Origin of the sequence: Shinella sedimenti, from assembly GCF_022601905.1 — a bacterium.
Lineage (GTDB): Bacteria > Pseudomonadota > Alphaproteobacteria > Rhizobiales > Rhizobiaceae > Shinella > Shinella sedimenti.
Genome location: NZ_JAKVIN010000007.1, coordinates 72,654 through 97,926, shown reverse-complemented (window position 1 = coordinate 97,926; position 25,273 = coordinate 72,654). Strand labels below are relative to the sequence as shown.

Annotated in this window: 18 protein-coding genes and 2 pseudogenes; 7 read left to right on the top strand and 13 right to left on the bottom strand. The window is 57.9% G+C overall.

Going from position 1 to position 25,273, the window contains the following annotated elements:
* Window positions 1-194: 194 nt before the first annotated feature.
* The 6 genes and pseudogenes from MKI86_RS16745 to MKI86_RS16720 form a co-directional block, all read left to right on the top strand.
* Window positions 195-784, top strand: a pseudogene (locus MKI86_RS16745) (IS5 family transposase); the annotation flags it as partial.
* A gap of 424 nt (window positions 785-1,208) precedes the next feature.
* Window positions 1,209-1,481, top strand: a complete 273-nt coding sequence (locus MKI86_RS23850; RefSeq protein WP_306424469.1) for an LbetaH domain-containing protein — start codon at window positions 1,209-1,211, stop codon at window positions 1,479-1,481.
* Window positions 1,482-1,767: 286 nt separating this feature from the next.
* A complete protein-coding gene (locus tag MKI86_RS16735; RefSeq protein ID WP_241602784.1) occupies window positions 1,768-3,927 on the top strand; it encodes a TonB-dependent receptor in 2,160 nt (719 codons plus the stop codon).
* 74 nt (window positions 3,928-4,001) lie between these two features.
* Entirely contained in the window at window positions 4,002-4,817 is an 816-nt protein-coding gene (locus tag MKI86_RS16730; protein ID WP_241602782.1) for an AraC family transcriptional regulator, read from the top strand.
* Window positions 4,818-5,003: 186 nt separating this feature from the next.
* A complete protein-coding gene (locus MKI86_RS16725) occupies window positions 5,004-5,402 on the top strand; it encodes a hypothetical protein (protein ID WP_241602780.1) in 399 nt (132 codons plus the stop codon).
* Window positions 5,403-5,431: 29 nt separating this feature from the next.
* Window positions 5,432-5,836, top strand: a complete 405-nt coding sequence (locus MKI86_RS16720; protein ID WP_241602778.1) for a hypothetical protein — start codon at window positions 5,432-5,434, stop codon at window positions 5,834-5,836.
* Between the two features lie 461 nt (window positions 5,837-6,297).
* On the opposite strand, the gene MKI86_RS16715 is transcribed toward MKI86_RS16720, so the two are convergent.
* Entirely contained in the window at window positions 6,298-7,404 is a 1,107-nt protein-coding gene (locus MKI86_RS16715; protein ID WP_241602775.1) for a mandelate racemase/muconate lactonizing enzyme family protein, read from the bottom strand.
* Window positions 7,405-7,596: 192 nt separating this feature from the next.
* Here MKI86_RS16715 and MKI86_RS16710 point away from each other — a divergent pair, with 192 nt between their 5' ends.
* Window positions 7,597-8,475: a LysR substrate-binding domain-containing protein gene (locus MKI86_RS16710; protein WP_241602773.1), complete on the top strand. Its 879-nt coding sequence runs from the start codon at window positions 7,597-7,599 to the stop codon at window positions 8,473-8,475.
* A gap of 211 nt (window positions 8,476-8,686) precedes the next feature.
* Here MKI86_RS16710 and MKI86_RS16705 read toward each other — a convergent pair.
* The 12 genes and pseudogenes from MKI86_RS16705 to MKI86_RS16650 all read right to left on the bottom strand — a co-directional run.
* Window positions 8,687-8,876: pseudogene (locus MKI86_RS16705) on the bottom strand (IS6 family transposase); the annotation flags it as partial.
* Window positions 8,877-8,959: 83 nt separating this feature from the next.
* On the bottom strand, window positions 8,960-10,756 hold the full coding sequence (locus MKI86_RS16700) for a methyl-accepting chemotaxis protein (RefSeq protein WP_241602770.1): 1,797 nt from the start codon (window positions 10,754-10,756) through the stop codon (window positions 8,960-8,962).
* 439 nt (window positions 10,757-11,195) lie between these two features.
* A complete protein-coding gene (locus tag MKI86_RS16695; protein WP_241602767.1) occupies window positions 11,196-11,447 on the bottom strand; it encodes a hypothetical protein in 252 nt (83 codons plus the stop codon).
* A gap of 66 nt (window positions 11,448-11,513) precedes the next feature.
* On the bottom strand, window positions 11,514-12,674 hold the full coding sequence (locus MKI86_RS16690) for an HD domain-containing phosphohydrolase (protein ID WP_241602764.1): 1,161 nt from the start codon (window positions 12,672-12,674) through the stop codon (window positions 11,514-11,516).
* A 12-nt stretch (window positions 12,675-12,686) separates the two neighbouring features.
* Complete coding sequence (locus MKI86_RS16685; RefSeq protein WP_241602762.1) at window positions 12,687-14,885, bottom strand: ATP-binding protein; 2,199 nt, start codon at window positions 14,883-14,885, stop codon at window positions 12,687-12,689.
* Window positions 14,882-15,391 carry a putative pterin-binding protein gene (locus MKI86_RS16680; RefSeq protein ID WP_241602759.1) on the bottom strand — a complete coding sequence of 170 codons (510 nt, stop codon included), beginning with the start codon at window positions 15,389-15,391 and terminating at the stop codon, window positions 14,882-14,884. Before MKI86_RS16680 ends, MKI86_RS16685 begins: the two co-directional genes overlap by 4 nt.
* Before the next feature lie 853 nt (window positions 15,392-16,244).
* The gene (locus MKI86_RS16675) at window positions 16,245-17,978 is read right to left on the bottom strand and encodes a glycerol-3-phosphate dehydrogenase/oxidase (RefSeq protein WP_241602758.1); all 1,734 of its coding nucleotides are present in this window, start codon (window positions 17,976-17,978) and stop codon (window positions 16,245-16,247) included.
* Window positions 17,975-19,477: an FGGY-family carbohydrate kinase gene (locus tag MKI86_RS16670; protein ID WP_241602757.1), complete on the bottom strand. Its 1,503-nt coding sequence runs from the start codon at window positions 19,475-19,477 to the stop codon at window positions 17,975-17,977. The genes MKI86_RS16675 and MKI86_RS16670 overlap by 4 nt, the downstream gene beginning before the upstream one ends.
* A 1-nt stretch (window position 19,478) precedes the next feature.
* Window positions 19,479-20,453, bottom strand: a complete 975-nt coding sequence (locus tag MKI86_RS16665; protein WP_241602755.1) for an ABC transporter permease — start codon at window positions 20,451-20,453, stop codon at window positions 19,479-19,481.
* The gene (locus tag MKI86_RS16660) at window positions 20,450-21,988 is read right to left on the bottom strand and encodes a sugar ABC transporter ATP-binding protein (protein WP_241602752.1); all 1,539 of its coding nucleotides are present in this window, start codon (window positions 21,986-21,988) and stop codon (window positions 20,450-20,452) included. Before MKI86_RS16660 ends, MKI86_RS16665 begins: the two co-directional genes overlap by 4 nt.
* Before the next feature lie 57 nt (window positions 21,989-22,045).
* Window positions 22,046-23,110: a sugar ABC transporter substrate-binding protein gene (locus tag MKI86_RS16655; RefSeq protein ID WP_241602750.1), complete on the bottom strand. Its 1,065-nt coding sequence runs from the start codon at window positions 23,108-23,110 to the stop codon at window positions 22,046-22,048.
* A 172-nt stretch (window positions 23,111-23,282) separates the two neighbouring features.
* Window positions 23,283-25,238, bottom strand: a complete 1,956-nt coding sequence (locus tag MKI86_RS16650) for an SDR family oxidoreductase (protein ID WP_241602747.1) — start codon at window positions 25,236-25,238, stop codon at window positions 23,283-23,285.
* Between the last annotated feature and the right edge of the window lie 35 nt (window positions 25,239-25,273).

Sequence of the window (25,273 nt, the reverse complement as noted above, 5' to 3'; positions counted from 1 at the left end):
CCAACCAGGAAAGGTTTTGCGGGAAGCTCGTCCAGAATGCGCTCCAGCGCCGCCGCATCCGGCACGGGCTGGAGACGAATACCCGACTTGCGGGGTGCGACAATTGACAATGCGCCCGCCGTATCCCGTCCGATATGGCCAAGCAGGCCAACGATGTCCTGGGTAGACACCTTCAGCCGGTGGCCGATTTCGGCGCGGTGACGCTTTATAATCGCTGGAAAAGCGGGGGCGACAAGGGCATCTTTATCCGGATGATAGAGGGCCTGGCTGTGCCTGACGCTGCAGAGCACAAGACCATCATGATCGATGCGATCTATCTCAAGGCCCACCGCACGGCTTCCAGCCTGCGGGCAAAATGGGGTATGGACCGCTTGATTGGACGCACGAAAGGCTGCATGAACACCGAGCTTCATGCCGTAACGTATGCGAGCGTTCGCCCGATCGGTTTCTTCATAACGGCCGGCAGGTCAGCGATTACCCCGGTGCTGCCGCCTTGCTTGATGAGCTTCTTAAGATAAAAAGGCGGCTGGCCGACCGTTGCTATGATGCCGGCTGGTATGGTGACCCTTTGCTGACGAAGGGCATCACTCCCTGCATTCCGGGTCGGAAATCGCGCAGAAAGACCATCAAATACGACAAATGCCTCAATTGACGGTGCAACAGGATCGAGATCATGTTCGGGCGATTCAAAGCCTGGCTGCGTGTTGCTACGCGCTACGACAGTTGTTCAACGGCCTTCCTCTCCGCCATCGCTGTCGCTGCAACCGTCATCTTCTGGCTATGAGCAATGAGGCCTGAGCCTAACATTTTAAACGGGTCACCTCAGGGGGCAGGCCACTACCTTACGAGCATTTACTGATACTGGTCATTCGGAAACCTTCATCCTACACGAGTAGGAAGATCATGACATGAACAACATGATACTGTTCGAGGGGCGCCTCCCGACCATCGATCCCAGCGCGTTCATCGCACCGACTGCAGCGGTCATTGGCGACGATAAAATCAGTATTGGGTGTTGCTCGGTAACACGAATATTAATCGCGTTGGAGCACGCAGCACATCCAGGACGGCACAGCCGTCCACGTAGCCCGTGGAACGCTTCCATCGATCATCGGTGATGACGTTACTGTCGGGCATGCATCATTCATGCTTGCACGTTGCGCGATTATGCCGTTGTCGGCATGGGCGCTATCGTATTGGATGGCGCCGTGATTGAAGAAGAAGGCATACTCGGTGCCAACGGGTTATGGCCGCCCGGAAAGCGTATCGGACCGAGCGAATTGTGGCTGGGAAATCCGGCGCGTCTCGTGCGGGTGATGACACCGGACGAAGTGCTGCAATGGATGCACAATCCGGATCACTATGTCGAGTTGGGCAAGCGTCACCGCGCCGCGCTGGTGCAACAGCTCGCAGTCCGGCAAGGCCGGTTTCGAAAAAGCCTTGTTCCAATCCCTATGCCAGGGTGGTGCAGCGGAGCTTGAAAGCCGGCCAGTGGAGGAGTTCTGCGCCGAAAGTTAAGCTGTCGCCACGCGCAATTTTCGGTGTGATTATGCCATAGGTGGAAGTCTGCGCGTCTCAAATCAGACTCTCCAGACCCAGCTTAAAGATTGAATGCTACAGCCCTTGGTGTCGTCGAAAATGCCAAAAGGTTCGTCTCCGGATCCAAGTTGGCCGGAATGAAAAATATTTTGTCCAAATATCGACATGCTCGCGATCATCAATCCGATTAGAAGACTAAAATGGTCAAGTTAATCGGGGCGATAGGGCATGAGCGGCAATTTGGGTGGCCAGAAAATCAAGCAGAACAAATTTAAAAAGCAATATGATTTCAGATGCCTAGCTCGCGTGTCGTTGCTTGCAATCGTGGCCACGGCGGCTGTGCCTGCAAACGCTCAGGAGGCGTCCGAACAGGAATCTACCGTGCTTGAGCCGATCATCATAACTGCCCGAAAAACGGAAGAACAGATAAAGGACGTACCTCAAAGCATAACCGTGGTACGATTCCAAGACATCGACAGCAATGCGCTCGACCCAAGCGGGGCGATCGCGGCGAAGTCTCCAAACGTCGTGTGGCAGAGTGCATCCGTAGGCAGACAGTTCTTTTCGATCCGCGGCATCAGTTCTCTCGGCGTGCCGAACAATTTCTCCGATGGCACCATCGGCTTCACGGTTGATGGCATGCCCCAGAGCATGTTGAGTTCACAGAATATGCTCTTCGACATCGATCATGTGGAAGTTCTTCGCGGGCCGCAGGGAACGCTTTGGGGCACGAATGCGCTTGGCGGCGCAATCAATGTGACCACCAAACAGCCGGACGGCGAACACGAGGCCAAAATCACAACGGAATATGGAGAACATGGCTACGCCATGGGCGAAGCCACACTCGGCGGCGTCCTGATCCCCGATGCTCTGAACGGGCGAATGGCAATTCGTTTCAACCGCTTCGACGGTGATATCGACAGCCTGTCCACCGACGATCTCGGCGCAAGAAAAATCGGGGCCTTCCGCGGAGGGCTGCAATTCAATGGCTTCGATGACACGACTGTCACACTGACGGGCAACTATCTTCGTGACAACTCAAACGCCCCGTTTTCGCTTTTGCGCGGAGCGCCTGGGTTCCCGATCAGTGGGGTCGTAACAGAACCTGACTATGTTACGACGCATGCGGATGTGGGATTGACTGTCAAGCACGAGTTCGAGGACTTTTCCCTCACGTCCATCACCGGCTTTCAGAATAACAAGATGACGGCCCGGACCGAAGCAAATGATGTCCTCATTCCGTCGCCATTCCCGTTGGTAGGAAGCAATGTATGGCAGGGCGTCGACAAGGAAAAGATCTTCAGTCAGGAGATCCGGCTTAACTCCCTTGAAGGAGATGATATCAGGTGGGTCGTGGGAGGGAGCCTTAACTACTCGGATCTCGACCATAGCTGCGAGGCTCCACAATGCGCGCCATTTCCCTATTCCGGTCTCGTCACCATGGACACGAATCTTCGAGCTTTGAATCTCGGCCTGTTCGGTGACGCCTCCATCCCGCTTGGCGAGAAATGGGAAGTGTCATTTGGCGGGCGACTGAGCCATGATGACATCAAACTCAAGCAGACCAACGATCTTGGGGTGCCCGGTCTGACGGGCGACAGCGATGCGGATGGGACCTATCTCACGGGACGCGCTGCGCTCGCTTACAAATGGAACGACACCGCACAGAGCTACGTCTCCATCGCTCGGGGCCATGGGACCAGAATCTACCCGCTGTTTTCCTATCCGAACAATGGCATCGTGGCCGACGCTTACCCGGCGGCCGAGAACTGGACTTATGAGATTGGCACCAAGGTTGCGCTTTTCGACGACCGTCTCGAACTGGACGGGAGTGTCTTTTATAACGACGTGAAGAACGGTGTCTTGAGCTATTATGATCCGGGCCTTGGAGGTTTTGCCACGACTTTCCAGAGTTACGAGACGTCGGGGTTCGAGCTGCAGGCGCGTGCTGCAATTACGGACGAATTAAGCTTCAATGCGGGCGTGGGTTATACACATACCCGGCTCGGCTCGGACGGAGCGAGCTCGATTTTCGAAGGGAACCGGGTTCCCAATATTCCAGAATGGAGTGTCTCGGCGGGCCTGGCTTATGAAACGGATGCTGAAGTGGTAGGCCTGCCCGGCTCGTTCAGTGCCGCCATCGATTATCAGTACAGAAGCTCTCGCCCCGCTGATGTACAATCCACATTCAACCTTGACGCATATAGCATCGTCAATGCGCGGGTTGGCTGGAAAAGCGCGAGCGGTGATTTTGAAATCTATGGTTTCGGACGCAACCTGTTTGACGAACGTTTTGAAACGTTCGGCGCCGCCGGTTACTTCGGAAGCCAGGTTGTTTCGGTGAGCCAGGGCCGCGTCCTGGGGGTCGGGATTTCAAAGTCCTTTTAGCTGATCACGCTATATCAGCGCTTAGATGGCATGTACGCCTGCGCCAATACCGACTGAAGATGAGAGGTTTTTCAATGCCTATCTTGGAAGAATTCGAGACCGAATTTGATCCTGATACGGTGGATAAACCTCTCATCGTCGTTGGTGCCAAAAGAGCGGTATCCTACTGGGAAAAGGCAAAACACGCGCACAGAAAGGCTTCACTTTTATTGAATCTGCGCGGAATGGTGACGTGCGAAGCAGACGATGGTGTTTGGATCGTTCCTCCCCACTCTGCGTTGTGGATGCCCGCTGGGAAAGCTCATTCTGGGCGTCTGTCCGGTAACATCGAATGCTACGCCGTTTTCATCGAACCCGAATTGATCACCAAGCAGCCAAATTCGTGCGCAACTCTTTCCGTTTCTCCTCTCTTGAGGGAACTGGTTCTCAGATGCGCGCAGTCGCCAGTCGATGCGCCATTTTTCGACGCGGATTTTCGCATCCTGGCAGTCTTGCTGGATGAAATTGATGCGGCGCAGGAAGTGAAACTCACGTTTCCCATGCCGAAATCGGCTCCTCTTCGCCAGCTTGCAGATTTGCTTCTCAGACATCCTATGGACAAGGCGACCCTCGCCCAATGGGCAGCAAGGATCGGATTGAGTGAGCGCACCTTGAGCCGGTCACTGCTCGTAGAAACTGGTATGAGCTTTGGTCGCTGGCGACGCCATCTGCATGTTGTCCTTGCTCTTCAACGACTTGGTGACGGCGAAACCGTTCAGAACGTCGCGATCGATCTCGGGTATGAAAGTGCGAGCAGTTTCGTGACAATGTTTCGAAAGACCCTGGGAAAACCTCCGGCGCGCTACCTCATGGATCAGGCCTACAGTCTGGGAGAAGAGCGCCCCTCGTGAGACCGGAGTCCGCGTTTCATTGCGGCGGGATCGAACAATACAATGTCACGATTGCGCAATGACGTCCCTTATGGACTGACTTATTGCTGTTCAAACAGAAGAAAATACAGCGCGCGTGATCACGTTCTTCTTCATGTGGGCAGATTATGACTGCCAAATCAAAAAAATTCAGGTAGGAGTATTGCAGTGAGCGAAAAGAAGCCAGTTGGCCTTGCAATTGTTTGGCTGGTCCCGGCGGTCGGAGCCGCGATCTTCGTCACAGTCCAGTGTTTCTCTTTTCTGAACGATTACGTCAGAAGCGGCGGGACAATGCAGGCCATTACATTCGGCCCGGCTGAATTGTGGGCAATCTCCATCGTTTACGGTGCCTGGGTCATCCCGCCATTGCTGGCGCTTGCCGCAAGGCGCGCGACCGACTGGGCAATGCTCGTCATCGGCGGGCTGCTTTTCGCCATGAGCACCCTTGGCGGCGTCTGGGATGGCTTGCGCGACGGCGGCCACCTCGTTGGCCTGGAACTGCTGGCCGTCACGCTCCCGGGTGCGGTCGCGGTGATCATGTCGTGGCGGCACATCCGCTCGAATTGAACCCATCCATCTCGGCAAGGAAACAACATATGCCTTTGGACAGCACGAACTTCCCCCTCGTCTGGATGACGTATGACGAGGGCCCGGACCACGATCACGATGAGGATTTCGAGGCGCTGGAAGCCAATCTGAAACGCGGCACACCTTTCGTGCTCCTGACGGATTCAGCACCGACCGAAGAGCACCAGCACAGCCAGGAAGAAAAGAAGCGCACGTCGCTTTGGATGAAGAAGCATAAGGCCGAACTCCGAACGCTGGTGCTGGCGATGATCGTGATCGAACCGAGCGCCGCCAAGCGTCTGGCATTCAAGCCCTTCGGCATCGCCTTCGCCAAGTTCTGGGGTTACCCGTTGAAGCTCGCTTCCTCTCGCGAAGAGGCTATGGCAATCGCCGGGAAACTGATGTCGGAGCGTTCCGGGCGTGCAACGGCCTGAAAAACGGCTGAGCGGCTGATCTTCAAAAACGATCGTCCGTTCACGCTGGCCATGTGATGCCTGCCGTTCGCCTCGCGTGCAGCCGACCTCGGGGGCGATCCATCTTGGCGATCGGGATATCACATTCGAGCCCCCATCGCCGGGATATCGGTATCGTCTTGCCGCCGCCCGCCGCCAGACGGAGCCCGGCAATGCCGCCCACGCGGTGCCCCGATGCATGATCTCATCTCATGCGCCTCCGTCTCGCCTGGCCAGGTGGCCAGCGCCGGCGACTGCTAGTGATCTACGGATTGTGGAAGCGGATCGGGCAACCTGAGCGAGTTCGGTGACTAGCCGGATCCACTCCGCGAGCTTAGTCATAGTGGCGCCAGACCAGCGGCTCGTCCCCATCGAGAGCTCCTTTATCTTACCCAACTGCAATCCCCTCTAGCCAAGGAACTGCTTATTCATTCTCACAAAAATCATCCGTAGGAACTGACAGGAGTTCCAAAAATCGATTCATCGGGTACCACGCCCAGACCCGGTCCAATCGGAAGCTCTATATAGCCGCCCCCAATGGTCACGCCGTTTTCAGGGTCGTAATGACCTTCGATATAGGGCTGAGCCAGCCATACACCTTCGTTGAGGCGCGGCAGGACCGTTGCGCCAATATGGGTGCAGGCGGCCGCGATGATGTCGCCACCCCATGCGTCGTCGCACGTGTGGGGCATCGAGCGGGCCTCGCAGACATCGCGAAACGCTGCCATCTGTTGCAGACCGCCGATGCGGGTGACCTTCATGCCGAAACCGTCGCAAAGGCCCTCGCCGACAGCGCGGATTACGGTCGAGAGATCGGTTCCGTTCTCGTCGAGATAGACGCCGTGGTGAAGCTGTCCGCGAATGGCTTTGATTTCCTCGAGCGTGTTGCAGGGTTGTTCCAGGATGAACGGGATGTCAGGGCATTCGCGGCTGAGACGCAGCGTATCACGCGTTGTTAGCGATCGATTGCCATCGACGGCGAGGCGCATTCTGCCCCCCACACGTTCCCAGACCTTCCGCACGACCGCGATGTCGATCTCAACTGGTCGTCCGCCTACTTTGATCTGCATGCGCGGATAACCTTCTGCCGCACGTTCTGCGGCAATGCGCGCAATGTCATCCGGTTCACCGACACCGGACGCGTAATAGGAGGGCACCCGCTCGGTTACCACGCCCCCCAGAAGATCTGCTACGCGCATCCCGAAATGCTTGCCCATGAGGTCGTAGGCGGCGATATCGATAGCGGCTTTCGCATACTGATGGCCGTTCAGAAGGCCGTCCATGGTGCGGCGGAGCACGACGGGCTGAAGCGGGTTCGCGCCAATGAGACCCTGAGCGACCACCCGCAGTGCCGACCTGGCACCTTCAGCATGGTGCGGCTGGTACGTGGGGCCGACGGGACAGGTCTCGCCCCAACCCACAAGGCCGTTGTCGGTGACGATCTTGACCAGTGTGGTATCGAGCGAAAACACTTTACTGCTGGCTATCGTATAGGGGCCGTTCACGACAGGCAGGGCATGCGAATAAATATGGATTTCCGTGATCTTCATGGAAGCCTCAAGAAAGTGGCCATGGTCGACAAAACGGCCAGGTTGGGAAGAAATCTGAACAGACCTCTTGGAGGGCGAGCATTCGAATGGTTCAACTCGCCGAGAGTGTCATCATGGTAAGACCAATTGACAACAGCACTTTTTTTGAAGTGAGATTAGATGGATTAATGTCAGTGACTGATAAGGTGATCGATGCGCCGTCCTTACGATCTTCCGTCCCTGACGGCTCTGTCCTGTTTCGAAGCCGCTGCTCGCAAGGCAAGTTTCAAGGATGCCGCGCAGGAGATGAGCGTAACGCCGGCGGCGGTCAGCCATCAAATAAAGGCACTGGAACTGGATCTCGGGTGCAGCCTGTTCGTTCGGCGCAGCCGCGGTGTCGAACTGACGGAAAAGGGCGCTTTCCTGTTTCTTTCGATCCGTCGTGGTTTCGAGGGAATATCGGAGGCGGTGACACAGATCCGCGATCGGCATGAGACGGTCGACGTGACAATCCGTACGACCACGGCGATAAGCTCCTTGTGGCTCATGCCCAAAATCTCGGCGTTCTGGAAAATCCATCCATCCGTGAGTGTCTCCCAGGTTACGAGTGATGTTCCTAGCACCAGCGGGCACTGCGATCTCAGCATCCACTATGGCGATCCCGACGAGAGCGGCGTGGAGCACCGCCTTCTTTTTCAGGACCGTATTGTAGCGCTGGGGACCGCTGCTTTCGCCGCGCAGCACGGTGTTTCGAGCATTGCGGACCTTCGCAAAGTGCCGCTCATCCATATGAACAACGAGGAAAACGGCTGGACGACCTGGACCGACTGGTTCGAGGCGCTCGGACATGCGGCGCCGAAAGGGCGGGGCTTTTTCGTGAACAACTATATGATCGCGTTACAAGCAGCCCAGGACGACGTCGGCGCCGTGTTGGGCTGGGACGGGCTGGTGAGCAGCGTGATGGCGGCGGGGCGGCTTATTGCGCTGGTGCCACAATCGGTTTCCTCACCCGTGCCGTTCCATTTGAGAATCCATGCCAAGGCCACCGCCAAATCGCGCATGTTTGCGGATTGGTTGGTCAAGGCAATCTGATCCGACTTCAACAGGTGGGATAAGGGCGTGTCGCGAAGCTGGTGATGGGACGCGTTGGAGCGAAGTACACCCTGCGTTTATGCTGTGTTAACTTTTGCAAGGTCGAACAGCCACGCGAGTAGATCGTTCTGATCGTTGATGGTCCAGTCGCCAGTGAAGCCGAACCCTTCCGCAGCCGTTTCTCGATCGTCGGCACGTAGGCAGGGACTCATAGATTGATCGTGCTGGTATCCACTTCTAAGCCGCGCTCTCGAAACACCTCCTCCAAATCGCGATAGCTCAGCGGACGGCGCAAGTACCAGGCAACGGCCCGAACAATGGAGCCGTGCCTCGAAATGCCGCCCTTTGAAGTCGTCCGTCGACTGGCGCTTCAGCTTTTCGGCAATGGCATTGAAAATCATGGCTACGATCCGCCACAGTGGGGCGAGAATGTCTCCGCTGATGGTCAACACGCCTTTAACCAAGAAAGTTTGCGACAGGCCCCTTAGAACTCTTCCCAGCTTTCAGCTGCAACTCCGTTCCCGACTTTCCCAGATATCTTGGAGAGCATCTGCCTTGCCGGCGAGGGAACAGGTCGATGAGCCGGCTTGGCAATCTCAGGTCTGCGGCTTGATGTTTTGTCCAGCGAAGGCCTGCCTGAAACCCCACCGAGCTGGAAGCCTTCGATTAGTTCCCGTAGACGCGCTGTCTCCTGAGCAAGCGTTGCACTGGCAGCGTTGGTTTCTTCGACCATGGCGGCATTGCGCTGCGTGACCTGATCCATTTGATTGACCGCGGAATTGACTTCCGACAGTCCAGTCGCCTGTTCCTTGGCCGAACTGGTGATCGCCTCCATGTGGTCATTAACCGCCACAATGTTCTGCTGGATTGTACGCAGAGCTTCGCCAGTTTCGCTGACGAGCCTGACGCCGGTGCTGACCTCCTCCGAGGAGTTACGGATCAGCCCCTTGATTTCCTTTGCAGCCTGAGCAGAGCGTTGCGCAAGTTCGCGCACCTCCTGCGCCACTACAGCGAACCCCTTTCCGGCTTCGCCGGCACGTGCAGCCTCGACCCCGGCGTTCAGCGCGAGAAGGTTCGTCTGAAAGGCAATTTCGTCGATAACACCGATGATGTTGGAGATCTGGTTGGACGAACTTTCGATCCGCGACATCGCGCCCACCGCGTCGGCAACAACGTTCCCGGAGCGTGCTGCATTTTCACTCGCCGTTGCAGCAGCATGACGGGCTTCGTCGGCGCGCTTTGCGGCGTTGCTCACATTGACTGTGATCTCATCAAGTGCTGCGGCGGTCTCTTCAAGTGACGCGGCTTGCTGTTCGGTCCGCTTGGAAAGGTCTTCCGCACTTTGGCTGATTTCGCGCGTGCCAGTATCAATCTGATCGGTCGCATGCGCGACATCGCCAAGGGTGTTCCGCATCTGGCTGAGCGCCTCGTTCATCGTGTTCCTCAGCCCCTCGAAATCGGGCGCAAACGGATGTTCGATGCTGAATGAGAGATCTCCCTGTGCAAGCTTGGTCAGCGCTGCGCCGATGGTCTTCACCGCATGCACTCGCTCTGTCACGTCGGTCGCGAATTTCACGACCTTGGTGACTTTGCCCTTGGAATCCAAGATTGGATTATACGATGCGTTGATGACGACAAGTTTACCGTTCTTGCCATAGCGGGTAAATTCGGCAGCCTGAAACTCCCCACGGCGCAGCGCGTCCCAAAATTCCTTGTAAGCCGGTGTTCGGGCGTATTCCGGATCAACCAGCATGCTGTGGCTACGACCCTTGATCTCGTCCAGACGATAGCCGATCGCTCTCAGGAAGTTATCGTTCGCGGTCAGGATTTCACCGTCGATGGTAAACTCGATGATCCCTTGAACACGGCTGATCGCCACCATCTGGCCTGCGAAATCGATATTCTGCAACCGTTCTTTGGCGTTTGCCCACTCCACGACGAAGCCCGTCGTCCTGTTTCCTTCAAGCAGCGGTGTGACAATCAGGTCGAAGGCACGGTGGCCGATCCAGATCGTGGCTCGGTGCTGGGTCTTCAGCGCCGCGAGCATGTTTCGCTGATGGGACGGATTCTTATGGAAAATGTCGATGTTGCTTCCTACAAGTTTGTCAAAGACAAACCGCGGCAATTCCTTCTTCAGGTCAGATTCGGCTTCTTTGAGCAGCGCAGTGACGGCCTCATTCATATATCGGATGTTCAGATCGGCGTCGGCGATCATGATATTGGCAGTAATGGAGTTCAAAGACCTTGTCTGCATTTGCGTAATTTTAGAACTGCCGAACATTTTCAGATCTCTCCTCTGGCGATCCTGTAGAAGAGACGATCACACGGTCTCTTATCGTGGTAGTAGTCGTAAGCAAGTGAACTGATTGCGCGGGATTACCAGTCGACAGCGTCGATTCCGTTTCTGAATCTCACGCGACCAACAAACCGCGCAATTTCTTCGGCTTTCCGTGGGAGAACGTTGTTTCCTGACGGGCGACTAGAATTTTGGAGAATTGAACATTGCCGCCCTTTGCCAAGGAACCTGCCGCGAAAGCGACTTGAAAGTTCCCGAAGGTGCCGACGTCATGTCGGTCTCGACAGGTTTCTGCCCGGACACCCTATTAGTAGGGCCAATCGATTAATTTTGAGTTAAGTCTAATATGTGGAATACTAAAGTATAAGTCTGGCTGCGACGGATAGATTCTTCTGAAGTATTGAGGCGCCGTTCCACACGTCTTTCATGCCCGGGCATGAAGCCAGGGGATCCATTCTGTCGCAAAAGTGTTCATACAGCGTTGACTGCGTGCCGCTGTTGACGTCGATCCGGCAGTCAGTTGCTTCCGGTTGATAAACTCGAACATACGCTGAAGATTGAGGAAGCAGTTCATGCCGTCCGGCTTGACGGTGATCCCATCAGAATATTTTTGGAATGCTATGAATTCGACAGCCTCGCCTGACCGTGTGCTCAGCTGCTGATGGAAAACATTCACCTAGCGCTTCCTCTGTTGCGATTTTGTACCTCCGGTCGGGATCGATCCCGCATTCGCACCAAGGCATCAAGCAACTTGTAGCATTTTCTGGACCCGAGTGCGGTCGATTGCTGACCGGCAAGCCTTGTGAGCGTTGGAAGATTGCGAGCATGCAGCGTGAATGGGATCGCAAAGCCGGCAACCCTCATGTTCGGCGGATGCGCCGTCCGTTTGCATGATCGCCAGCAAAGCCGGCAGGGCAATATTGAAAGCGCTAACGCACTTCGGGTCGAACTGGCTACCAGCTCGCTCGCGAATATGCGCTACAGTGCGTTCTACTGACCAAGCGTCCTTGTAGGGCCTTGCGGTCGTCAAGGCGTCAAAGTTGTCGGCAATCGCGACGATGCGCCCCGATATCGGAATGGTTTCACCCGCCAGACCAAACGGATATCCTTGTCCATCCCAGCGCTCATGATGGCTGCTGGCGATCTCAGCGGCAAGCTGTAGCAGGGCGGATTTTGACTCGCGAAGTATGTCGCATCCTATAACGGTATGCCCCTGCATGACGGCAAACTCTTCGTCCGTCAACTTGCCGTTTTTCAGGAGTACCGCATCCGGGATTGCCACCTTGCCGATATCATGCATCGGCGAGGCAAGCCGGATATCCGAACAAAGCCACGGCTCTATCCCGTAAGCTTTCGCAATCGCCTCGGAATACAAACCCACACGGCGGGTGTGGCGGGCAGTTTCGAAGTCCTTGTAGCTTGTCGCGATCGTAAGCCGGTCGATAATCTCTTCCTCGCGCGCTCGCAACTCACTAACCGCTTTGTCAACCTCCGTGCGCAGCCACTCAGCCTTGTCGGCTAACTTCTTGCGCGCATCCACGAGCGCCACCAGATTTCGAACGCGAGCCTGAAACTCGAGTGGATTGACGGGTTTTGTTAGAAAATCAATCGCGCCGGCATTGAGCGCTGCTATTCGAGTGGCGGTATCCGTGTCGGCCGTCACGAACACGATTGGTTTGTCGCGGTGCCTCTCAAAACGAAGCAACTCATTCACCAACTCTATGCCGTTGTAAACCGGCATCTGGAAATCGATGATGGCAATGTCAAAATCGAGCTGGTCCGCCAATGTCAGCACGTGTTCGGGCTGTGAATAGGCAATCGCTTCACAACTCGGAAGCTTTTCAACCAACTTTGTAAGCAGCGAGAGATTGGTTTTGTTGTCATCTACCAGAAGAATACGCATGTAACCGTTCCCCTATGCGGCGAGGCGCTGCCTGAGTTCGCCTATGGTGTCTGCAAGTCGTGTGATGCTGTTTTCAGACATGTCCCCGCTGCGAAGTTGCTGGGAGGTGTCCGCGATCCGCTGGAGCCCGATACTGCTAGCCGCCCCTTTCATAGTGTGAAGAAGACGGTCGGCACTGCGATAATCGTTTGTAGCCAACGCTGCGTGCAGCCCTTCGAGAAGTTTGGTGGCATCATCGAAGAAGCTTGATAGAAGCTCCTCGAAGGTTCCCTCTCCAAGCGCAGCCTCGATTTCAGCCTTTCGCATAGCGAAAGAATTTTCGCTATCGACGGCTTGCACGTCTTCGGCCTGTGCTTTCGACATGAGCAGGCCCTGCGTTTCGATTATTACGCGGAGATGTTGCAGTGAAATGGGCTTGGACTGGAAGCCGGTCATTCCCGCCTCCTCGCACAGCGTGCGATCCTGCTCGGAGGCGTTCGCCGTCATCGCAATGATCGGCACTTTTTTCCGGCCGCCTTCGGCTTCGCGGATTAATCGCGTCGCTTCGATGCCGTCCATTCTTGGCATCTGCATATCCATCAAAATCAGGTCGAATGCTTCCTGAGCAGCCGCATCAACAGCCTCGCAGCCGTCGCCGACAACCGTGACTTTTTGGTCGAGGTGATTGAGGAAGCCAACCGCCACCTGTTGGTTTACGAGATTGTCCTCGACAAGAAGTATCTTGAGAGTCGGAAGTGTTCTGGACAGGTCATGGTCGCTTGCCATAGCTGACGGAATTGGCAGAGCAGCGATAACCAAGGGTATTTCGAACCAGAATGTGCTTCCCTGCCCCTTCCTGCTTTCGACTCCAATCCGACCCATCATCGCTTCGATGATTTGTTTACAGATCGTCAGGCCGAGCCCTGTGCCTCCGTATTTACGATTGATCGAGGCGTCCACTTGGGAGAAGGGCTGGAAGAGCTTGCAAAGGCCGGCGTCATCGATGCCAATACCCGTGTCCGAAATTTGAAATCGGAGGCTCGAATTCTGAGATGTTTCAATTTCCCTCACGCTTAGGGTGATCGTCCCGTTTGACGTGAATTTGATCGCATTGCTGAGAAGATTGAGAAGCACCTGTCGCAATCGAGTGGGATCAGTTGAGACAACAGGGGAGCCGAACGTCTCCGGCACACGAAGTGCAATCTGATTGCCCTGCTCGGTTGCACGATCACGGACCATCTCGATGGTGCTTGTCACAACCGCTAGGACGTCGACGGCCCTGATCTCAATGTCGAGTTTTCCGTGCTCAATCTTCGCAAAATCCAGGATCTCGTTTATGACCTCAAGTAGCGCTTGTCCTGAGCGTCTGATGGTCTGTATCCCGGCTGCGACCGAGGGCGGCAAGGGCGAAAGCTCGAGCAATTCAGCGGTTCCGAGAATTGCGTTCAAGGGTGTACGGACTTCATGTCCCATCGTTGCCATGAACTGGGACTTCGCTCGATTGCCAGCCTCGGCATCGAGATAGGCGTCATTCAGTTCGTTGGAAACCGCCTCCAGGCTAAGCCCCGCCAGTCGCACGGATTTCAACTGGCGGCGCAAGGTGAAGATCAGCACGACGACACAGCATACCAAAAGGATCACAAGCCAGGCGGACTTCAATTGAAGGGCGAGTATTTCTTCACGCGCCTCGGCTCGGTCAGTGCTGACGGTATTATTGGTATAGACCAGCAAGGCTTCTGTTGCTGACACCAGTTTCTCAAGTTCGTTATCAATCGGTGTCCACGTCGCAGGTTCAAATAATCCGTGCAACGCGAGGGCGTCAAAAACACCGACCTTTCCGAGGACGATCGAGCGGATGTCTGCGATCTGACGTTCCACTGCAGAATCGAGTTTAAACTTCCTCTCGAACGAGGTTTTCTCCAGGATATTTATCCGCGAATAAAGAATGTCGAAACGGGTGCCAAGTGCCTTCACTGTCACGCTGGAATAGTCCTGCTCAGCCAGCATTACGTGAAGTACTTCATGCAGGCGCCGAGCCTCACGGTCGAGTTGATAGACGGACCACAGAGCATTTTCACGCACACCGTCCTGAAACGACGCGTATCGGCGGGAAATGTCCGTCAGCAGGAAGATAAGGCCCATCAGCAGCACGACCGAAAAGCTCTGGAGAACAAATGTCGCTTTGCTGGCTTTGCGGATAACGTCGCCGCTGCTTCGGGTGGAAGCCGTCACTCAGAAACCTCTATGGACTTGATTTGCCAGACGGAGCGAGAAAAGTATTTCTCGTTGAAGAGGCTCGCGTCCTTATCGAACGGGTAAATGAGAAAGAGGGGCCCCTTGTCACGCACTGACATGGTGTCTCCGTTCATGCGCGTCGCAAGAATGGTGTCGAGCTTTGCAGCATCTTCGACCGGAACTTCGGCCGAGTAATCATTCAAGGCAATGATTTTCAATGTCGAGCCATGAGCGCCAGCCGCCTCCAGGACGGCTCTGAGGAGCGGCCCGGAGAACTTTACTTTGCCTTCGGTCCAGGGTGTTTCCATCTCCCCTGTGCGGCTTGTGAGAGCCTCGAGCATGGGAAGGTCAAATTGTGCCGTCTCGTCTATGTTGGGATGATCCAGGTGGGCAGCAGATATCGTCAAAATGACTTCCCCTTTTGGCTTATCGAGCGCCAAAGCTAAGGTCGGGAAGCATAAGGCTGTTAACGCCAAAGACGTAAAAAGCATGCGAATTTGCATCATGAACTCCACTTTTACGCGGCAACCCGCGCAATTTCACGCGCGCTTCAGCGTCAATATCTTCAGGGAAGTGCCCAAAGGCCAAGAGTTGCTGGCACAAACGTGGTAGCGGCATATCGGCGCCGTTGTTGTGCCGGATCGACATCATGCCGTCCATCGCGCGTCCAAGAGGACACCCCAGATATAGGGGCAATTTCCTTCAATTAGATTAATCTCAAGAAGAGTATTGTAAGTTTAAGTCGCTTTTTGCTGCGGAGAGCGCCGTGCTATTGGAAAAGTGTAGTTCAGGCCAATTCAGGCCGCAGACTTGATGATGGTTCATCATGAATTTCCATCGCATTTGGCAGAGCTGTATGCGCTGTCACACCCGACGGCCAACTCGCGACTGCCGGGACGGTAAGTTTAGGTCGAGGTGGTACACACCATCCAGCGTATCCAGGATCGTAACACGCCTGCTCGCAGGAGCCCGTCTGGTGTTAGGTCAACAGAAGAATTCGGGCGTTACCCGCCTCCCACGACAACCGATCCCAACATCGTCTCACCGAAGGGCTTTTTTGATAACTATCGTCGCGTTGAGACTTCCCTGTTATGTCTATTGGTAATGCATGGGTGATCGAACGACAATTTCGGGTGTGGGGCATTTCTAAGAGTTCAGATGAGATCAGCGTGGAATATCAGAGGGGTCATAGGTTCGAATATCTCTCAAGGCACTCGCCGACAACCCGGCCTCAATTGCTCATGACCTTCGCGTGGTTTTCCAGGCTGGTCCTAGACCTTTTAGAGCAATTCGGCCGGATCCACACTTCGGTTGTCACTTCGCATTGGCGACGCTCACAGCTATGAACCGCGGGCCTCAGATGAAGCTTGGATGCGGTGCCGTTGCCGCGGAAATGTCGATCCTGTGAAGTCTTCGATACCGGTCCACCAGCCGCCCAAGCTCCGCAGATTGCTTCGCGGCATCCCAGCCACGAAATGCCGCCATGGTCTCGACAAGCTCGCGAAGAGCAGCGTGCCTGAGCGGGCGCTCCATGAAGACCGAGCTACGGCCGAACAGGAAGTCTTCGGCGTGGAGGACCAGTTCTGTGTTGCTGACGAAGGCGATTTCTTCTCTCGAAAACTCTGGAAGCGAAGCCAGGAACGTCTCGCCTCCGGCTAGCGCCTCGGCAATGCTTTTCGCGCGCGAGCCGTATCGGGACACAAGTTGGCGCGCCCTGCTCCTATCGAGCTTGTGTTCCTGTGCGATCGTGGTCAGCAGCCGCTCCGTATGTGTCGCTGCCTGCGAGAGCCCGGCGCCACCGCCGATCGGCGTGTTTTCGGTTGAAGACAAACGGCGCTTGTCCAGCCGCTTGAGGATCTCATCTGTGACTTCAGCGGAGAAAGCGCGGAACGTCGTCCATTTGCCACCGACCAGCGAGAGGATCGGGAAGCGCCGCTCTCCCTCTGGCGGCAATTCGGGCATGGAATGATCGCGGCTTATCCCGCCGGGATCGCTCGCATCGTTTGCCGGTAGCGGACGCACGCCGGCATAGCTGAAGAAGATGCTGGAACGATCAACGGGAACTTGCGGAAACAGGCGCCGAAACGCGCTGAGGAGATAATCCACCTCGTCATCATCGCAGATTACCCCGTCGGGATTGTCGACCGGTATGTCGGTGGAGCCGAGCAGTACATGGCCCATGAAATTCGACAGGATGCAGATGCGTCCGCCTGCGGCTTCGAAATAAATCATCCGGCCGTTCAGCGTTTCGGCGAGTGCCGGCAGCTCCAGCATGAGATGACTGCCCTTGGTGCCGCCGATCATACGACGAGCCGACGAGGCCCCTGAATTCACGCGGTCGATCCACGCGCCGGCGGCATTCACCATGATATCGCAGGTCATGGAAAACATCTCGCCGGTTTCCACATCCTGTAACGCGACCTCATTGCCTTCGACCCTCAAAAAGCGAAGGTGGTTGAGGGCGAGATTGCCGGGATGCGCGGCCATGCCATCGAGCGCCAGTTCAAGCACGAGACGTTCAGGCGAGGTGATCCAGGCATCGTAATAGGAGGCCGCAACCTTCAACGAGGGATCGAGATCAGGAATTTCGCGCAGGATGTCCTGGCGCGCGATCATGCGATGGCGGGGCATGGCCCGGTTCAAGGCGCCGTATAGATCGTAGAGCCACAGGCCAAGCTTGATGACCAAAGCGCCGCGTTCGGTGATCTTCGCCGGCATGCGTAGGAACTTGCGCAGGGCCGGTACGATGCCGTCGAACCAAGAATGGATCGGGATAATCATTTCCAGCGGGCGGACATAGTGCGCAGCGTTGAGCAGCAGCCGGTTGCGCTCGGCCGCGGATTCGCGCACGAGGCGGAACTCGCCCGTCTCCAGATATTTGAGCCCGCCATGGATCATCCGTGACGGCGCTCGGCTGGCGCCCGAGCAAAAATCACTCTGTTCCACGAGAAGACACCCGACACCTTGCAGGCTGAGATCGCGAAACGTGCCCATGCCGTTGATGCCGCCGCCGACGATGAGGACGGGAACATGACCGATCGTGCGCAGGGCTGCCAGGGCGTTTTCCCGGGTGATTTTCACTGCGGTCATGGCACTGCCTTCTCGTCTCGCCGTTGCATAATCGTGTCGATGGCATCGCAGTAGCGGCCATAACCGGCACCGAGCCGCGCAACAGCATCACCCGGCTCGTAGATGCGAAGTTGCGGCCTTGTGCGAAGGCATGCCTCCTCCCAGCCGTTGTACACGCCGGCTGCGATCCCTGCGGCGATGGCTGCGCCCAAGGCACCAGCCTCCGGCATTTCCGGCACCTCGACGCGGCGGTTCAACGCGTCGGCAAAGAGCTGCCCGAAGAACGGATTTCGGCTGCTGCCCCCCGTAAGCCGTACACGGCCGACCGCGCCATGCGGATCAATCAGGTCGATATGGTGCCGGTGATTGAAGACGATGCCTTCTGCGACGGCGCGCAGCATGTGGCCACGCCCGTGCCACCCCCGCAGCCCGACAAAGGCGGCCGGCACGTCCTCGGCATGGGGGGAGCCGTAGAGGTAGGGGAGGTAGATGATATCGGACGGATCGCCAGCAACGGCATCCAGTTCGGCTTGTAGCGTGGCGAAGGGATCGCCGTTCGCCAGCGCGTCGCGAGCGGATGTCTGCACGAACCAGTCGAGATTGGCGCTGGAGGCCGGTGAGACCGACATGTTCATCCATTGGCCGGCACGCAGCCCGTTGCGCGCGTTCCAGCCGATAGAGGTTTTGGTTGTATCAACCAGCATTTCGTTGATCGAATAAGTTCCGGCGATCACCGCGATCGTGCCCGCTTCCGTCACGCCCGACCCGACGGCGCAAGCGGTCACGTCATGCAGGCCCGCCGCAACGGGCGTGCCGATGGCAAGACCGGTCAGTTGCGCGACGTCCTCGGTGATATGGCCCGCCACGTCACCCGGCATGAAGACCGGCGGCAGGGCGCCGGCGATCGCCCCCAGGCCGAAGAGGGCTAGCGCCTCGTCGCTATAGCGCTGCGTTCGGATGTCGGAGAACGCGACACTCGCCTCGGTGAAGTCGGTCGCCACCTTGCCGGTCAGGCAGTAGCGCAGCCAGTCCTTGCAGGAGAGGATCGCGGCGATCTGGTCGTAGCGTTCGGGCTCCTCCTCTCGCAGGTGGGCGAGCAGCGGTGCAGGGGAGGAGGGGAAGGGGCGTTGGCCGGTCAGCTCCAGCGCGCGAGCCGAGACGCCGGTTTCGTCCCAGCGCCGCAGCAGGGCCTGCGCCCGGCTGTCGAGCGAGGTGGCGGCAAGGCCAAGCGGTGCGCCGGCGCGGTCGAGCAGGTAGAGCCCGTCGCCATGCCCAGCCACCGAAACGGCGGCCGGGCGCACCTCACTGCCGACGCTTGCGCTTGCAAGCTCCAGCGCCTCGCGAATAGCCGCTGCAGAGGCTTGCCAGTGCCCCGCCATGTCGCGTTCAACATGGCGGGGCACAGTCTTGATCTGCGCGACCTCGCGCCGGGCCAGCGCCACCACCGCTCCGTCGTCCCGGAAGACAACGGCCTTGGTGACGGTAAGCCCGCTATCCAGCCCCAGAAGATAGGGGGTCATGTCAGGATTCCAGCCTCGCGTGACGCAGCCTTTCCTGAAGGCTCGCCAAATAGATCGCCACGAGAAGCACGGCGCCGAAGACGACCTGGCGGATCGATGGCGGTACGCCGTGCAGGTTCATCAGGTTCTCGATGATTGCGATCACCAGCACCGCTGCGAAGACCCCGCCGACATTGCCCTTGCCACCGGTCATCGCCGTGCCGCCGAGAATGGTGCCGGCAAACACCATCATAATATCGCCCTGACCCATGTCGGCGACCACGGACTCCAGACGGCCGACTTCGAGAAGGCCACCGAGCGAGGCAAGGAAGCCCGCTATGACAAAGCAGACGACCTTCGTCCGCTCGATGTTAACCCCGGCCACGAAGGCGGCGTGCTCATTGTTGCCAAGTGCGAGGATATCCTTGCCGAGGCGATGGCGGTCGATCAGCAGCCAGGCCACGAGGAAGATCGCGATCCACACCAGAACGGCCACCGGCACGATGCCGAACAGCTTGGCCGAACCGAGATAAACATAGCCTTCCGGCAGGTAGTAGATGCCTTCCGGGATGAGATAGACCACAATGCCGCGCATCAACAACATGGTGCCGAGGCTGACAAGGAACGAGCTTACCCTAAGCTTTACGGAGAAAACCCCGTTCACCAATCCCGCCAGTGCGCCGAACACGAGCGTGGCAATAACGGCGAGGATTGGGTAGCTCTCCAGACCCATGCCCTGGAAGAACATAACGATGGCCAGTGCAGGCGCCAGCGCGAAAGTCGATTCAAGCGACAGGTCCACATTGGCGGTCAGCAGCACGAAGAACAGCCCGAGCACCATGCACCCAAGCGGTGCGGCCGCCCACATTACATTTAGGATGTTGCGCGTCGACAAGAAGCCCGGAACGGCCAGCCCCGCGAGGCACAGAAGCGCGAGAAGGGCCCAGATCAGATGCTTTTCCAGAACCAGGAAAACGAATTTATTCACCGAAGTCATGCTGGCACCTCAACACCCTGTATCGCCTTGTAGATCGTTTCGACGTCGAAACCCGGCTTGCCGCGCTTCAACTCCCGGATCACACGTCCCTGATAGAAGATCAGGATTCTGTCGCAGATCTCGGCCAGCTCTTCCTCGCTTTCCGAGATCATGATGACGCCGGCATTGGCCGACAGGTCCTCGCGGATCATCTTGAGGATGTCCGGCTTGGCGGAAATATCGACGCCGCGCGTCGGTTCGTTCAAAAGCACCAGCCGCGGCGCCGTCAGTGACAGCCGTCCGAGCAGGATTTTCTGCTTGTTGCCGCCCGACAAGCCGTCGATGGGCACGTCGAGCCCCGGTGTCTTGACCTTGAGGCGCGTGACGATGGAGCGGGCGACAGCCTCGCATTCCGCGCGCCGCACGAAGCCCAGGCGGTTGGTGAGCACGGGAAGCCCCGCAATGATCGCGTTCTCCAGCACCGAACGGTTCTGGATAACCGCCTGCTCCTCGCGGTGCTTGGGCAGGAAGGAAACACCCGCCGTTTGCGCCATCTTCGGGCTTCTAAGACGGACGTCCCTGCCGTCCATCACGATCGAACCACTGTAGGTCGGGACCAGCCCGTAGAGCGCTTCGATGGCGGCGTCCTTGCCGGACCCTTCCAGCCCGGCAAAGCCCAGCACCTCGCCACGATGAAGTTGGAAATCAAGTTGGGAAAGCGAGCGTCCGGCCTTGAGCGCGCGCACCGTCAAGACGGGCGGGGACGCAAATTCGGGCTCGTCGGTATAGTTGATCTCGGTGCGTGCGACGTCGCCGACGATCCAGTCGGCCAGTTCCCTCGCGGTGGTTTTCGAGGTCTCGAGCGTTGCGACGCGCTCGCCGTCGCGCATCACCGAAACACGATCCGTAAAGCCCATGACTTCGCTGACATGGTGTGAGATCAGCGTAAAAGACAGATCGGGCTGCTCAACGATCAGACGGCGCAGCAGCTTAAGCAGGCTGTCCTTGCGCTCGCTGGTCAGCGACGCGGTAATCTCGTCCAACAGAATGGTGCTTGCCTTCTCGATGAAGACAGCGCGGCCGAAGGCGAGAAGCTGCTGGGTTTCGAGCGGCAGGTCGCCCATGCGATCCTCCGGCCGGGCGCGCAGGCCGAGTTGCGCGATCACCTCGGAAGATTGCCGCCGCGTTATGGCTGGGGACAGGAAATTCAGCCGGCTCGCCGGATGGCGACCCATGAATAGATTGTCCGCGACCGACAGGTCCGCGGCGAAGGCCGGCTCCTGGGTGACGAGCGCGATGCCGAGCTTCTTGGCACGAGACGGCCCGGACTGGGATGGCGTGAGGCCGCCGCGGCTGGTGACGATCTGCCCCTGGCTCGGCGCCAGCAATCCAGCCACCATAGAGACGAGCACCGATTTCCCCGCACCATTCTTGCCGATCAGACCATGGATCTCGCCCTTGCGTACATCGAGATCAACCGAGTCGACCGCGAGAACGCCTGGAAAGCGGCGCGTAACGCCTTGCACGGCAAAGCTCAGCGAAGGGTCCAGTGTCATGGAAACTCCTGTTGCGGTTCGGCTGCGAGCGCCAGGGCGCTCGCAGCCTTGTCGCTGTTACTTGCCAAAGTTGGGCATGTTGCCCGTCTGCTCGACCGTCATTTCATTCGCCCAGTTGCGCTTGTCGTCATACGTAGCGTCACCCGGCACACTATAGGCCTGCGTCTGATACCAAGAGCCCTCGATTGCCTCGGGCTTCAGCACCTTGACCGGCGCCCAGACGGGCTCTTCGCCGTTCAAGAGGACGTTGGCCTCGTCGGGCAGTTCCTTTCCTGTCATCAACGTGTAGAGCATGCGCATCGAGATGATGCCTTCGCCGGTTGCCGGCTGTACGGAGATGTGGTCGATTTCACCACGCGCCATAGACTGGAATTCCGGTACGGTGCCATCAATCGTGGCGACCGGAATATGCTTGGGATCGTCGAGCGGGAAAAGCAAATCCTGCGCCTTGAAGGCTGGAACGGCACCACCGATACCCATCGTACCGTCGATGCTGGCAATACCGAGTATCTTGTCCGCACCTTCACGCGAGATCACGTCATCGACGATCTTGCGTGCCTTGCCGCCATCGCAGCCCGCTTCCTGCTCAACGATCTTGACGCCCGGATACTTGGCGGCGATCGGATCGAGCGCAGAGCGGTAACCTGTGTGGCGGGCAATGTCGAAGGAGGCGGTGATGATGCAGCGCAGCTCGATGAAGACTCCGCCCTTTTCCGGCCAATCCTTGCCGCGCAGCGTGTCCAGACGCTTGATCAAGGCCTCGCCGCCCAGGCGTCCCGCAGTCTCATTGTCGAAAGCAACGAAGGTCTGCTTGACGCCGGGAACCCAAGCGTTGGTCGTTACAACGGGGATATTGGCCTCCTGTAACTGCTTGACAATGCTGCGCATTGCCTCGCCGCGCCAGGACGTCAAGAGTACGCCGTCAACGCCGCTGTCGAACTGTGCCTGTAGGGCCTTGAGCTGCTGGCCCGCATCGTTCGCACCAAAGACGTTGAAAGTGATAGTGTCACCGTTTTCAGCCTGGATGCGCTTGGCCTCCTGCTGTTGGCCCAGCGCCACGCCGTTGAAATAGATATCGTTCGGTTCCCACCGGATGACGGCAACCTTGTAGTCTTTGGCCATGGCAGTGCCTGCCATCAGGCAGAGCGCCGATACCGCTGTCATTCCCTTTAAAAAGCCTCGCATCATATCCTCCATAGTGCTGGTGCTTGCTTCACAACCGGATCATCCTGCTGTTGCTTCTCGATGGCTGGCTTCGCGCAGCCATCTTTTCTGGTGGTGTGCTCCTCTCGGCTCAGACGACCCGGTCATTGCCACCGTCCACCGGAATTTGTGCCCCCGTGGTTCGGGAGAACGTGGCGTCGGCGAGCGCTGCAACGGCACGGGCGACATCCTTCGACGTCACCTCCGTGCGCATCAGGTTTCGCGCCTTGTATTGCTCGACCGTCAGTCCATAGCGCCGGGCGGATGTCGCGAGCGCTTCCGGAGTCCAGAGGTCGGTGTCGAACACGCCGTCGGGGTGGATGGCATTCACCCGGATACCCTCTGGCGCGAGTTCAAGGGCGGCAACGCGCATCAACTGCGTGAGCCCCGCCTTGGAGACGGAATAGGCGGCAGCGCCTGCGCCGGGTGCCGGCACGTTGCGGGAACCGATCAGAACCACGCTCGGATCGACGCCGTGGCGCAGAAAAGGTATAGCCTGCTTCAGGAGTTTGCGATGCGATGTCAGGTTGACGGCCAGCGATGCATCCCAGGCGGCGTCCTCCAGCAACTCGATATTGGCCCCGGCACGGAAGATGCCGACATTGGACACCAGAATGTCGAGGCCACCGTAATCGGCGACCACTTGCTGTACGGCGGCGCGCACCTTAACCTCGTCTGTCAGTTCGACAAGGATGCTGTCATAGCCGGGACGGTTCATATGGTCCTTTACGGCGGGATTGATATCCAGCCCCACGACCACCGCGCCGCGGTCGCGCAAGGCCTCTGCCGTTGCGCGGCCGATGCCAGTTGCGCAACCGCCCACGACGGCGATCTTACCTACCAGCGGCGGCAGCGCGCCCTGGGCGCGCAGCTTGGCCTGTTCCAGTTCCCAATATTCGAGTGCGCGTAGATCGCCTTCAGCCAATCCCTGCCAGCCGCCGAGACGGGAGGAATAACGCAACGCCTTCAGATTGGCCGCGGCGACATCCGCCGAGATGCGCGCGCGCGCCAGCGTCGGCCCGAAGCTGCGCACCGCACCATCGGCGAGAAGCGCCCAATGGGGATGCGGCGGCAAGGGTGTCAGACCTGCATCGTCGGCGCGTGCGACATAGGCCCGGTACTCGGCCGCGAAGTCTTCCAGCGCCGTTTCGGGTTCGTCATCGACAATGGCGGGGAAGGGCTTGTTGTGGATGACATGTTCCGGCGTCAAGGTGCCGTGACGGGAAAGTCGTGTGATATCGGCGATCTCCGCAACCGGGACGCCCGCCACCGGGCGCGAAACCAGTGCGCGACCCGCCAATCTGCTTGCTGCACCGCGCAACCGGGCGATAAGGACCGGATCGGTTTCGATCCGCTGGGACGCTGGCAGAGAGGGTATACGGCCGGCAAGCCACGTTTCGGCCCGCGCGCAGATCTCCACCATGCGTTCGTAGCTTTCGCGCGCCGTGTCACCCCAGGTGAAGACGCCGTGATGTTCGAGGATGATGGCCTCGGCCTGCGCGAAAGCCGGTGAAAGCAAAGCCTCGCGCATCTGTCGCGCCAGATCGAAACCCGGCTTTACATAGGGAAGGATCATCACCCGCGGGCCGTAAATCTCCCGAAGCAGCGCGGTGCCATTGAGGCTGTTTGAGACGGTTAGAACGCCATCAGCATGGGAATGGTCAACATAGGCGGCGGGAAACAGGGCATGTACGATGGCCTCTATGGAGGCGGCGGCGGCCTGTGGATCAAGGCGGGCGCGTTTGACTTCCGCCACCATGTCGCTGTCGGACAGGATTTCAAGCTCGGCTAGCGCCAGCAAAGCGGGGAGGTCGAGCGCGGTGAACCCCTCGGCGCCCATCGTACCAAGATCGAAACCGCTGGCCTTGACCCAGATAACCGGGCGCTCTGCTCCAAATCGATCTGTAACGGTGCCCTTGTAGGACGTGTTGCCGCCGCCGTGCAGCACCAGCGCAGGGTCGCTCCCGATAAGCCGCGATGAGTAGACCCGAAGGTCTAGCCCCGTTCCAGCCTTTGCGGCCTCTGCCTCGTTCCAGAGATTGTCCATGCAATGATCCTCGATTTGGTTGCCGGGCCAATGTT

Bases quoted from the DNA above. Each gene is read 5' to 3' on its own strand.
- MKI86_RS16735 (WP_241602784.1), top strand. From the start codon at position 1,768: ATGAGCGGCAATTTGGGTGGCCAGAAAATCAAGCAGAACAAATTTAAA.
- MKI86_RS16730 (WP_241602782.1), top strand. From the start codon at position 4,002: ATGCCTATCTTGGAAGAATTCGAGACCGAATTTGATCCTGATACGGTG.
- MKI86_RS16720 (WP_241602778.1), top strand. From the start codon at position 5,432: ATGCCTTTGGACAGCACGAACTTCCCCCTCGTCTGGATGACGTATGAC.
- MKI86_RS16715 (WP_241602775.1), bottom strand. From the start codon at position 7,404: ATGAAGATCACGGAAATCCATATTTATTCGCATGCCCTGCCTGTCGTG.
- MKI86_RS16710 (WP_241602773.1), top strand. From the start codon at position 7,597: ATGCGCCGTCCTTACGATCTTCCGTCCCTGACGGCTCTGTCCTGTTTC.
- MKI86_RS16700 (WP_241602770.1), bottom strand. From the start codon at position 10,756: ATGTTCGGCAGTTCTAAAATTACGCAAATGCAGACAAGGTCTTTGAAC.
- MKI86_RS16690 (WP_241602764.1), bottom strand. From the start codon at position 12,674: ATGCGTATTCTTCTGGTAGATGACAACAAAACCAATCTCTCGCTGCTT.
- MKI86_RS16680 (WP_241602759.1), bottom strand. From the start codon at position 15,391: ATGCAAATTCGCATGCTTTTTACGTCTTTGGCGTTAACAGCCTTATGC.
- MKI86_RS16675 (WP_241602758.1), bottom strand. From the start codon at position 17,978: ATGACCGCAGTGAAAATCACCCGGGAAAACGCCCTGGCAGCCCTGCGC.
- MKI86_RS16670 (WP_241602757.1), bottom strand. From the start codon at position 19,477: ATGACCCCCTATCTTCTGGGGCTGGATAGCGGGCTTACCGTCACCAAG.
- MKI86_RS16665 (WP_241602755.1), bottom strand. From the start codon at position 20,453: ATGACTTCGGTGAATAAATTCGTTTTCCTGGTTCTGGAAAAGCATCTG.
- MKI86_RS16660 (WP_241602752.1), bottom strand. From the start codon at position 21,988: ATGACACTGGACCCTTCGCTGAGCTTTGCCGTGCAAGGCGTTACGCGC.
- MKI86_RS16655 (WP_241602750.1), bottom strand. From the start codon at position 23,110: ATGGCCAAAGACTACAAGGTTGCCGTCATCCGGTGGGAACCGAACGAT.
- MKI86_RS16650 (WP_241602747.1), bottom strand. From the start codon at position 25,238: ATGGACAATCTCTGGAACGAGGCAGAGGCCGCAAAGGCTGGAACGGGG.